The organism is Streptomyces sp. Act143 (assembly GCF_003143935.1).
Lineage (GTDB): Bacteria > Actinomycetota > Actinomycetes > Streptomycetales > Streptomycetaceae > Streptomyces.
The window spans coordinates 9,072,828-9,083,392 of sequence record NZ_QFRX01000001.1 but is presented as its reverse complement, the minus strand read 5'-3'; the positions used below and the strand labels follow the sequence as shown (position 1 = coordinate 9,083,392).

The following is a 10,565-nucleotide window of genomic DNA, read 5'->3' as shown; positions in this document are numbered from 1 at the left end:
ACGGCGGCTCGGGCAAGGGGAGCCAGTCGGCGGCCCCGTCGAAGTCCACCGGTACCGACCCCAGTGCCTCCGCCTCCGGCTCGGACGACAATCCGCGCGGCGGCGAGGCGGAGCAGGCGACGATCCCGGGCTGGAAGGTCGTCATCAACCCCAAGTGGGGCACCGCCTTCGACGTCCCCGGGGACTGGCAGGTCGAGTCGCCGGGCATGCTCATCGGCTTCGAGAAGGACAACGCCAAGGCCGGCGACAAGCCCATCATCACCATGTCCGCACCGGCCTACCTCAAGGAGAAGTGGTGCACCTCCGACGACGACAAGAACGGTGACACCGAGGACACCGCGCTGGCCACCGCGGGCACCAAGGGCGCGAACGGCGCCAAGGACACCGACGAGGTCGCGGTCAACCAGGTCCCGTGGTGGGTGTTCGGCGGCTACACGCAGCCGGACAAGAAGAGCATCACGTTCGACGAGAAGGCCAAGAAGTTCACGACCACGTCCGGCGTCGAGGGCAGCATCGCCTGGGCCCGCTCCAAGAACACGCCCCGCAAGGGCAAGTGCGCGACCGACGGCAAGGCGGTCACGTTCGGGTTCAAGAACTCCGCCGGTGACTTCGTGGCGTTCAGCCTGTACGGCGCCACGGGCGTGAAGGACGAACTGCCGGACGCCACCATCATGAAGATCCTCGGCACGGTCCGCCTGCACGGCGAACCGACCGGCTGACACCCCTCCGGTGGAGGCCGGTCGTCCACACCTCGGACCCTTTCCGGGTCGGCGTGGCACCGGCCTCCCGGCCGCTCTATGGTTACCGGCCATGTGGCCAGGACAGCAGCCGCCCGGGGGCGAGCAGAACCCGCAGGACCAGAACAACCCCTACCAGCAGCCGGGGTACCAGCAACCCAACCCGTACCAGCAGCCCGGCTATCAGCAGCCCAACCCCTACGCACAGCAGCCGCCGCAGCCGCCGACGCAGTGGGACACGCCGGGTCTTCCGCAACCCGCGCAGGGCGGCGGCAACGGCGGGGGCGGCGACCGTACGAAGGTGACCGCGATCGTCGCGGCCCTCGCGGTCGTCGTGGCCGCCGGCGTCACCGGGTTCCTGGTCCTGGGCGGCGACAAGGACGACGAGGCCGGCGGGGGCGACGATCCGAGCCCGACCGCCACGGCAGCCAAGTCCCAGTCCGCGAGCCCCAGTTCGTCGACCGGTACCGACAATCCGCGCGGCGGCGAAGGCGCGCAGCCGACGGTCCCCGGCTGGAAGGTCGTGGTGAATCCCAAGTGGGGCACCGCCTTCGACGTACCGGCCGACTGGAAGGTCGAGACACCGGGTGTCTTCATAGGCTTCGAGGACGAGAAGAAGGGCGACGGCTCGGTCCTCATCGGCATGTCCGCCCCGGCCTACCTCAAGGAGAAGTGGTGCACCTCCGACGACGACAAGAACGGCGGCACCAGTGACACCGCGCTGGCCGCGGCGGGCACCAAGGGCCAGAACGGGGCGAAGAACACCGCCGACGTGGCCCGCAACGACTCGGCGTGGTGGGTGTTCGGCGGCTACACCGACCAGACGGACAAGTCCAAGAAGCTGCTCACCATCGGCAAGCCGAAGTCCTACACCACCGCCTCGGGCGTCGAGGGCAGCGTCGCGACGACGTACTCGACGGGCGTGACAAAAAAGGGCAAGTGCGACTCCGACGGCAAAGCGACCACGTTCGCGTTCAAGAACTCCGCGGGCGACTTCGTCTCCTGGACGTTCTACGGCGCCAAGGGCGTCGGTGACGAGGTGCCCGAGGCGACGATCCAGAAGATCCTCAGCACGGTCCGGCTGTACGGCGAACCCACGGGGTGACCGGCCGGCACCCGGCTCGCTCCGGCCGATAACGGTTTGGCAATCCGGGTGCGGGGCGGGATAGTCGGCCGGTGACCTCCGCCGACGCCTCGACAGGCCGCCGCAGACCCGACTGGGCCGGCCGCAACTACAGCCTGCTGACCTCCGCCGCGTTCATCACCAACCTCGGCAGCCAGGGCGCGCTGATCGCCGCCGCGTTCGCCGTGCTGGAGAGCGGCGGCGACGGTGGTGACGTGGGTCTGGTGGCCGCCGCGCGGACGCTGCCGCTGGTGGTCTTCCTGCTGATCGGCGGGGCGGTGGCGGACCGGCTGCCGAGACACCGGGTGATGGTCGCCGCGAACGCCCTCAACTGCGCTTCGCAGGGTCTGTTCGCCGTGCTGGTCCTCGCCGGTGAACCGCGGCTGTGGCAGATGATGCTGCTGACCGCGCTGGGCGGCACGGGGCAGGCGTTCTTCGGCCCGGCCGCCGAGGGCATGCTGATGTCCTCGGTCTCGGGCGAGCAGGCGAGCCGGGCGTTCGCGGTGTTCCGGATGGCGATGCAGGGCGCGGCCCTGGGCGGGGCCGCGCTGGGCGGCGCGATGGTCGCCGTGATAGGTCCGGGCTGGGTCCTGGCGGCGGACGCGGCGGCGTTCGCGCTGGCCGGGGCGCTGCGCTCGTTCCTGGACGTGAGCCACATCCCGCCCCGCGCACCGGGCGGCGGCATGCTCTCCGACCTCCGGGAGGGCTGGCGGGAGTTCATCGGCCGACCCTGGTTGTGGGGCATCGTCGTCCAGTTCTCGCTCGCGAACGCCGTCGTCGCGGCGGCCGACGCGGTCTACGGCCCCCTCGTCGCCCGGGACCACCTGGGCGGGGCGGGTCCCTGGGGTCTGGCGCTCGGCTTCTTCGGCGCGGGCACGGTGGGCGGCGCCCTGCTGATGACCCGCTGGAGGCCGCGCCGCCTCCTCCTCGCCGGGACGCTCTGCGTCTTCCCCCTGGCCCTGCCCTCGGCCGCCCTCGCGCTCCCGGCGTCGGTTCCGGTCCTGTGCGCGGTGATGTTCTGCACCGGGGTGACACTGGAGGTCTTCTCCGTGAGCTGGATGACCGCGCTCCATCAGGAGATCCCGGAGGAGAAGCTGTCCCGGGTCTCGGCGTACGACTGGTTCGGCTCGGTCGCCATGGTGCCGCTGGCGACGGCGCTGGCCGGTCCGGCGGAGTCGGCGTTCGGCCGCTCCACCGCGCTGTGGGGCTGTGCGGCGCTGGTCGTGGTCGTCACGGCGGCGGTTCTGTGCGTCCCCGACGTGCGCAATCTGCGCCGCACGACCAAGCGGGTGGCGCAGTCCGCCCCCGGCACCGCCTCAGCCGATGCCGAACGCCCCGTCGGGGGGCTCGGGTGACGGCACGGCGTCCTCGTCCCGCACGGGCCGCGCCGCGCCCATGAACGCCCGCAGGGCGTCGCCGGCCTCCACCCGGGCCGGAAAGGTGTCGGCGGCGGTGCGCCGGGCCAGCGCGGCGGTGTCGAAGGGCTGCCGGGCGGCGACGACCACGGCGTTCCCGAACCGCCGCCCGCGCAGCACCCCCGGCTCGGCGATGAGTGCGAGCTCCTCGAACACCGTGCCCAGGGTCGCCAGTTGGGAGCGCAGGAAGGCGAAGGGCGCGGCGTCGGCGAGGTTGGCCAGGTAGAGGCCTCCGTCGCGCAGCACCCGGCCGGCCTCCCGGACGTACCCGACGGACGTGAGGTGCGCGGGAACGCGCGAGCCGCCGAAGACATCGGCGACGAGCACGTCCGCGGAGTCGCCGGGCGCCTCCTCCAGCCAGGTACGCGCGTCGGCGGCGTGCAGCGCCATACCGGAGCCGTCGGCGATCGGGAGATGCTCCACCACCAGCTCCAGCAGTCCCCGGTCGGCCTCGACGACGTCCTGCCGGGAGCCCGGCCGGGTGGCGGCGACGTATCGGGGCAGGGTCAGCGCACCCCCACCGAGGTGCAGCACGTCGAGCGGCTGTCCGGGGTCGGTCGTGATGTCCAGGACGTGGCCGAGCCGACGCGCGTACTCGAACTCGAGGTGCGTCGGCTCGTCCAGATCGACATACGACTGAGGCGCCCCGTCGACGGTGAGCAGCCAGGCCCGTTCGCGGTCGACGTCGGGCATGAGCTTGGCGAACCCGTGATCGACGGTGCGGGCGACGGGGAGGGCTTCGGTCACGTGTCCATTGTGCCTGTGCCGCACGCAGCTCAGGGGCGCGGGGAACTGCGCGACCAGCCGCATACGGCCCGCAGCCCCCCACTCACCTCAGCCCCCTCACCCGACGGCGGTCACGGTCCCGGCCCCGACGGTCCGGCCACCCTCACGGACGGCGAATCCGAGCCCGGGCTCAAGCGGCACCTCCCGCCCCAGCTCGACGGTCATCGTGACCGTCTCCCCGGGCCGGGCGACCGCCACCTCGCCGAGGTCGACGTCCCCCACCACATCCGCGGTGCGGATGTAGAACTGCGGCCGATATCCCGTGGACACAGGTGTCGTACGCCCGCCCTCACGCGAGGACAGCACATACACCTGCGCCGAGAACCGCCGCCGCGGCTCGACGGACCCCGGCGCCGCGACGACATGCCCGCGCCGCACCGCGTCCCGCGGCACGCCCCGCAGCAGCAACGCCACGTTGTCCCCGGCCTGCGCCTCCTCCATGGGCTTGCCGAACGTCTCCAGTCCGGTGACCACCGTCTCCACGGAGGCGCCCAGCACTTCGACCCGGTCGCCCACCTTCACGGTCCCCCGCTCCACCGCGCCGGTGACCACGGTCCCCCGGCCGGTGATGGTGAGCACGTTCTCGACGGGCAGCAGGAACGGCGCGTCCAAGTACCGCTCCGGCATGGGCACGTAGGTGTCCACCGCGTCGAGCAGCGCCTCGATGGACGCCGTCCACCGCGGGTCGCCCTCCAGCGCCTTGAGCCCGGAGACCCGTACGACAGGGACCGCGTCCCCGCCGTAGCCCTGCGAGCTGAGCAGGTCGCGGACCTCCAGCTCGACGAGGTCGATGAGCTCGGCATCCTCGCCGTCGCCGACGGCGTCGGCCTTGTTGAGGGCGACGACGATGTGGTCGACGCCCACCTGCCGGGCGAGCAGGACGTGTTCGGCGGTCTGCGGCATGATCCCGTCGAGCGCGGAGACGACGAGGATCGCCCCGTCGAGCTGCGCGGCGCCGGTGACCATGTTCTTGACGTAGTCGGCGTGGCCCGGCATGTCCACGTGGGCGTAGTGCCGGGTGTCGGTCTCGTACTCGACGTGCGCGATGTTGATGGTGATGCCGCGCGCGGCCTCCTCCGGGGCCCGGTCGATGCGGTCGAACGGGACGAAGGTGCCGGCGCCGCGGTCCGCGAGGACCTTGGTGATGGCGGCGGTCAGCGTGGTCTTGCCGTGGTCGACATGGCCCATGGTGCCGATGTTCAGATGCGGTTTGGTGCGCACGTATGCCGTCTTGGACATGGCTGTACCTCGAAGTCTCTTCGTGAAGAAAGCGGGGACCCCAAGGACTTGCCGACCCTCCCCCTGCGGGGTCCGCCGGACGATCCGGAGAGGGTCAGCTTCGGGCGCCGTCGACAGCCGTCAGGAAGACGGGAACGGCAGCCTTCGGTGCATCCGCGACTGCGGATGCTGCGAGGACGAAGGCGTGCCGGAACATGGTGTCGATCATTGCCGACGGTTTGCCCGACGTCGAACGGTTTTTCAGGGCGGGGGAGTTCACGCCCCGATGTTCTTCAGCGCCTCCCGCACCGACAGCGGCGCGAAGCGGCCCTTCTCCCGCGCGAGGAAGCTCCGTACGGCCTCCGGGTCGGTCTTGGCGTACTCGCGCAGCGCCCAGCCGATCGCCTTGCGGATGAAGAAGTCGGGGTGTCCGGACTGGTGCAGGCAGTAGGTGAAGAGGCGTTCGGTGTCGGTGCGCTCCTTGTAGCGGAGCTGGTGGAGCAGGGCGGTGCGGGCGACCCACAGGTCGTCGTCCACGATCCAGGCGTCCATGTCCGCCTTGAGGGCCGGGTCGGCCGTGACGAGGGCGCCGACCACGTGCGCGGCCAGCAGGTCCACGGTGTCCCACCAGGGGACCGTGGAGACCAGGTGCCGGGCCACCGGCAGGAAGCCGGACGACAGCACGCGCGCGTGACGGCGAAGGTAGTCGACGGCGAAGTACTGGTACTCACGCTCGGGCAGCCGCCAGCAGCGCAGCGCGACGGCCGTGCAGTCGGCCTCGTCGGGGCGGGGCATGCCCTCCAGGACCGTGCGGGACAGCGCGCGGCGCACGGGGGTGGTGAGGCCGAGGAAGGGAGCGACGTCCTTCATGTACGCCCGCATGGGCGCGGCCCGCTCGGGGTCGGCCGCGGCGCCGTACGTGGCCGTGAGCCGCTCCAGCACGCTGTCGGCAAGGGTGCTGCGCGGCAGTGAGGGAGATCCCACACCTGTGACGCTCATGAGACGAACCATACGGCGATCACACACATCAGTCGGTTAGTGTCACCGGATGCTCGATGCCACCACCCGCTCTGGGGGCACCGCCACGGCCGCTTCCCCTGCCGCCGTCACAGAGCTCGCGCTCGCCGCTCCCGCCGTCCCCGTGCCCACCCCGGTGGGCCTCGCCGCCCGCTGTTCGAGAGTGCTGCTCTCGCCCTGGTCGCGGCTCTCCCTGCTCGTCGCCCTGCTCGTGGGGGCCGGCGCGGCCGTGTTGCTGTTCGAGCCGCAGCGGCTGCTGGCGGACGGCTGGCCACCGCAGCTGGGCGGCGCCGCGGCGGCGCTGGTGTTCGCGGCGGCGTACGGGCTGTGCACCGTGGCGTTCGTGCCGCGCCCGCTGCTGAACCTCGCGGCGGGCGCGCTCTTCGGCAGCCAGTTGGGGTTGGGGGCCGCCCTGGGGGGCACGGTGCTCGGGGCCGGCATCTCCTTCGCCCTCGGCCGGGTGCTCGGCCAGGACGCGCTGCGTCCGCTGCTGCGGGGCCGCTGGCTGAAGGCGGCCGACGGCCAGCTGAGCCGGCACGGCTTCCGTTCGATGCTGGCGGTGCGGCTGTTCCCCGGGGTGCCGTTCGCCGCCGCGAACTACTGCGCCGCCGTCTCGCGCATGGGCTACGTCCCGTTCCTGCTGGCGACGGCGCTCGGCTCGGTACCGAACACCGCAGCGTACGCGGTGGCGGGGGCCCGCGCTTCGGCACCGACGTCCCCCGCCTTCCTGATCGCCATGGCGGCGATCGCGGTTCCGGCGCTGGCGGGGGCGGTGGTGGCGTGGCGGAAGCGGCATCATCTGCGGCGCCGCCAGGACACGATCTAGACCCGCTCCAGGATCATCGCGTTGGCCAGGCCGCCCGCCTCGCACATGGTCTGGAGCGCGTAGCGGGCACCGCGCTCCCCCATCGCGTGCACGAGCGTCGTCGTCAGCCGCGTGCCGCTCGCCCCGAGGGGATGTCCGAGGGCGATGGCGCCCCCGTGCACGTTGACCTTGTCAGGATCCGCGCCGGTCTCCTGCTGCCAGGCGAGCACCACGCTGGAGAAGGCCTCGTTGACCTCGAACAGATCGATGTCGTCGAGGGACAGTGAGGCCCTGCGCAGCACCTTCTCCGTGGCCGGGACGACACCGGTCAGCATCAGCAGCGGGTCCGAGCCGGTCACGGCGAAGCTGTGCAGCCGGGCCAGCGGGCGCAGGCCGAGGCGGGCGGCCGTCTCGCCGGACGTGATGAGGACGGCCGAGGCGCCGTCGTTGATCGGGCTGGCGTTGCCCGCCGTGACGTTCCACTCGATCTGCGGGAAGCGCTCGGCGAAGACCGGGTCGTAGTAGGCGGGCTTGAGCCCGGCGAGGATCTCGGGTGTACTGGACGGCCGGACGCACTCGTCGCGCGAGACGCCCTCCAGGGCAGCCACTTCGGCGTCGAAGAGCCCCGCCGCCCAGGCGTCGGCCGCCTTCCGGTGCGAGGACACCGCGAAGGCGTCCATCTGCTCGCGCGTGATCGACCACTTGGCCGCGATGAGCTCGGCGCTGATGCCCTGCGGGACGAGCCCCTCGGGGAAGCGCTCGGCGACGCCCGGGCCGAAGGGGTCGGCGCCGGGCGGCACGTTGGACCACATCGGCACGCGGCTCATCGACTCCACGCCGCAGGCCACGACCAGGTCGTACGCGCCCGACATCACGCCCTGCGCGGCGAAGTGCACGGCCTGCTGGGAGGAGCCGCACTGGCGGTCCACGGTGGTCGCCGGGACCGTCTCCGGGAAGCCCGCCGACAGCACGGCGTAGCGGGTGGTGTTCATGGCCTGCTCGCCGACCTGGTCGACGGTGCCGCCGATGACGTCGTCGATCAGGGCCGGGTCGACGCCGGAGCGCTCGACGAGGGTGCGCAGGGTGTGGGCGAGGAGTTCGACGGGGTGGACGTGCGCGAGGGTGCCGTTGGGCTTGCCCTTGCCTATGGGAGTGCGTACGGCTTCGACGATCACTGCGTCACGCATGGTGCGGCCTCCGCGGTCACCAGACAGCTACCGGTCAGTAGGAAATCCGAACTCACTCTAACTCTGTGAGTTGGAAAAACAAACCCTCCCCTAGAATCGGCCTCATGGCCGCCACGAAAGACCCGCGCCCCTGTTCCATCGCCGACACCCTGGCGCTGGTCGGCGAGAAGTACTCCCTGCTGGTCCTGCGCGAGGTCTGCCTCGGCAACGGCCGCTTCGACCAGCTGGTGCGCAACATCGGCGCCCCGCGCGACATCCTCGCCACCCGGTTGCGCCGGCTCGTCGACGCCGGAATCCTGACGAAGCGCGCCTACAGCGAGCGACCGCAGCGCTTCGAGTACCGGCCCACCCAGGCGGGACTGGAGCTGGAGCCGGTCCTCATGACCCTCATGGCGTGGGGCGACCGGCACCTGCGCCAGGACGACGACCGGCCCATGGTCATCGAGCACTCCTGCGGCAACGAACTGCTCCCGGTCGTCACCTGCCGGGCCTGCGGCGAGGCCGTGCGCCACGAGGACCTGAGCGCCCACCCCCAGGTCCCTGGATGGACCGTGGCGGGGCCGACGGCGGCGGTGTGACGTCGTACCGGCTCGGCGGGGCACCCGACGCGCTTGTCCACGCACCCGGCGTGCTCGATGCACCCGGCGTGCTCGATGCACCCGACGTCTCAGCGGGACACCCGACGTGCCTTGCCCACGCGCCCGGCATGCTCAGCGGTGCGCCCGGCAGAACGCGCGCACGGCCTGGTTGAAGGGGTCCGGCGCGTCCAGGTTGCTGACGTGCCCGGCGCCGGGAATCACCACCAGCTCGGCGCCCGGGACCGCCTCCTCGAAGGCGCGGGCGACGGTCAGGGGCGACCGGGCGTCGAGTTCGCCCCACACCAGCAGGGTCGGCACCGCGATCCGCGGCAGCAGGTCCCGTTCGTCCGCCTCGGCCATCAGGGAAAGCTGCGCGCCCATGCTCTCCGGGCGCACGTCCCGCGCCATGGCGTCGAGCAGCGGGACGAACTCGGCGGGCGGTGCGCCGGCGAACAGACCCGGCAGCGTCGGATCGAACTCCTCCCGCGGCGCCGCGAGCATCCGGCGCACGCCCTCGACCCGGGCCGCCACCTCCTCGGGCGGCAGCGAGCCCTTCCACCCCGCGTAGGTGTCGGCCAGCACCAGCGTCCTGACCAGCTCCGGGTGGTGCCGGTACAACTCCAGCACGACCGTGCCGCCCCAGGAGAGCCCGGCGAGATGGGCCGGACCGAGCCCCACGTCCTCGACCACCGCGGCGAGGCAGCGGGCGTAGTCGGCGAGGGCGAAGCCGGGCGGGAGATGCGAGGAACGTCCGGCTCCCGGCTCGTCCCAGGCCACCATCGTGAACTCGTCGGCCAGCCCCGACACCTGCGGCCGCCACATCCGGGCGTTGCAGCCCGCGCCGTGCACGAGGACCAGCGGCGGCCCCTGCCCGACACGGTCGTAGGCGACTTCGACGCCGGCTGCCTGCACCGTGGCCATGACTCCAGGCTAGGCGCGGGCGCCGCCGATGTCGCGACGGCCGGCGGCCGGGTCAGCCGCCCCGATAGACGTCCAGCCGCCCGCACATCCCGAACCTGCCGTGCTCCGAGGGCTGTTCGGACCGTACGACGGCGTCGGCGAGGTGGGAGGTCTCGCCCCGCTCCAACCGGTCGAGCTGCTCCCCCGTGGCCGCCGCTGCCGCCGCGGCACCGTTGCGCCACCGCTCGCGCCACTCGGCGAGCCGAGGCCGTACGAGCGCGGCAGCGGCCCGGTGGAAGGCGGCCAGCGCCTCCGGGCCGTCCGCCGCCTCCCGCAGCCGCCGGTAGCCCTCCAGGGCGAGGTCGCGCCGGGCCCGGGCGATCCGCTCCCGTTCCGCCTCGGGCGCGTCCGCCGGGATCGTGGTCGCGGCGGCGTAGGTCTCCGGGTCGGTCAGGTGTTCCGGGGGCAGCGTCAGCACCGCGTCCCCCGCCTCCGGCAGGCCGCTGTTCTGCATGAGGACGGTGATGCGCAGCCCGCCCTCGTTGACCAGCCGGTGAACGGTGCCCGGCGTGAACCGGGCGACCGTGCCGGGCACGAGGGGCGTGACCTCGTACCCGGACGTCGTGAGGGTCTGCACGGCACCCCGGCCGCCGGTGACGACGTACGCCTCCGAGCAGACCAGGTGCACATGGGGGGTGCCGCCGTGCAGACCGTCGGCGGCGGGCCAGTCGTAGACGCACAGGTGCGACACGGCGACCCCACCGGGGAGCCCTTCGTAAGTAGTCACCCCGGCCCCCCG

12 protein-coding genes are annotated in these 10,565 nt (G+C 72.4%); 5 read left to right on the top strand and 7 right to left on the bottom strand.

Annotation, left to right across the window (positions count from 1 at the left end):
- The 3 genes from DI272_RS41530 to DI272_RS41520 form a co-directional block, all read left to right on the top strand.
- On the top strand, positions 1–719 hold a 719-nt coding region (locus DI272_RS41530; RefSeq protein ID WP_258314823.1), incomplete at its 5' end, for a hypothetical protein.
- Positions 720–810: 91 nt separating this feature from the next.
- Positions 811–1,842 (top strand): hypothetical protein, encoded by a 1,032-nt coding sequence (locus DI272_RS41525; protein WP_109500311.1) that lies wholly within the window; start codon positions 811–813, stop codon positions 1,840–1,842.
- Positions 1,843–1,913: 71 nt separating this feature from the next.
- Positions 1,914–3,215 (top strand): MFS transporter, encoded by a 1,302-nt coding sequence (locus DI272_RS41520; protein ID WP_109500310.1) that lies wholly within the window; start codon positions 1,914–1,916, stop codon positions 3,213–3,215.
- Here the strand turns inward: DI272_RS41520 and DI272_RS41515 are convergent.
- The 4 genes from DI272_RS41515 to DI272_RS41505 form a co-directional block, all read right to left on the bottom strand.
- A complete protein-coding gene (locus DI272_RS41515; protein WP_109501312.1) occupies positions 3,177–4,022 on the bottom strand; it encodes a spermidine synthase in 846 nt (281 codons plus the stop codon). The two genes, DI272_RS41520 and DI272_RS41515, sit on opposite strands and share 39 nt — an antisense overlap.
- Positions 4,023–4,118: 96 nt before the next feature.
- Positions 4,119–5,300, bottom strand: coding sequence for an elongation factor Tu (tuf, locus tag DI272_RS41510; protein ID WP_109500309.1), 1,182 nt, complete (start codon positions 5,298–5,300; stop codon positions 4,119–4,121).
- A 94-nt stretch (positions 5,301–5,394) separates the two neighbouring features.
- Complete coding sequence (locus DI272_RS44795) at positions 5,395–5,559, bottom strand: hypothetical protein (RefSeq protein ID WP_181387590.1); 165 nt, start codon at positions 5,557–5,559, stop codon at positions 5,395–5,397.
- On the bottom strand, positions 5,556–6,278 hold the full coding sequence (locus DI272_RS41505; RefSeq protein WP_109500308.1) for a DNA alkylation repair protein: 723 nt from the start codon (positions 6,276–6,278) through the stop codon (positions 5,556–5,558). Before DI272_RS41505 ends, DI272_RS44795 begins: the two co-directional genes overlap by 4 nt.
- Positions 6,279–6,327: 49 nt before the next feature.
- Between DI272_RS41505 and DI272_RS41500 the strand changes: the two genes are divergently transcribed.
- Positions 6,328–7,122 carry a TVP38/TMEM64 family protein gene (locus tag DI272_RS41500; RefSeq protein ID WP_109500307.1) on the top strand — a complete coding sequence of 265 codons (795 nt, stop codon included), beginning with the start codon at positions 6,328–6,330 and terminating at the stop codon, positions 7,120–7,122.
- On the opposite strand, the gene DI272_RS41495 is transcribed toward DI272_RS41500, so the two are convergent.
- On the bottom strand, positions 7,119–8,288 hold the full coding sequence (locus DI272_RS41495) for a thiolase family protein (protein ID WP_109500306.1): 1,170 nt from the start codon (positions 8,286–8,288) through the stop codon (positions 7,119–7,121). The two genes, DI272_RS41500 and DI272_RS41495, sit on opposite strands and share 4 nt — an antisense overlap.
- Positions 8,289–8,392: 104 nt before the next feature.
- Between DI272_RS41495 and DI272_RS41490 the strand changes: the two genes are divergently transcribed.
- A complete protein-coding gene (locus DI272_RS41490; protein WP_109500305.1) occupies positions 8,393–8,866 on the top strand; it encodes a helix-turn-helix domain-containing protein in 474 nt (157 codons plus the stop codon).
- A 132-nt stretch (positions 8,867–8,998) separates the two neighbouring features.
- Here the strand turns inward: DI272_RS41490 and DI272_RS41485 are convergent, their stop codons facing one another.
- A complete protein-coding gene (locus tag DI272_RS41485) occupies positions 8,999–9,787 on the bottom strand; it encodes an alpha/beta fold hydrolase (RefSeq protein ID WP_109500304.1) in 789 nt (262 codons plus the stop codon).
- A gap of 52 nt (positions 9,788–9,839) precedes the next feature.
- On the bottom strand, positions 9,840–10,553 hold the full coding sequence (locus DI272_RS41480) for a cupin (protein WP_109500303.1): 714 nt from the start codon (positions 10,551–10,553) through the stop codon (positions 9,840–9,842).
- Positions 10,554–10,565 lie beyond the last annotated feature (12 nt).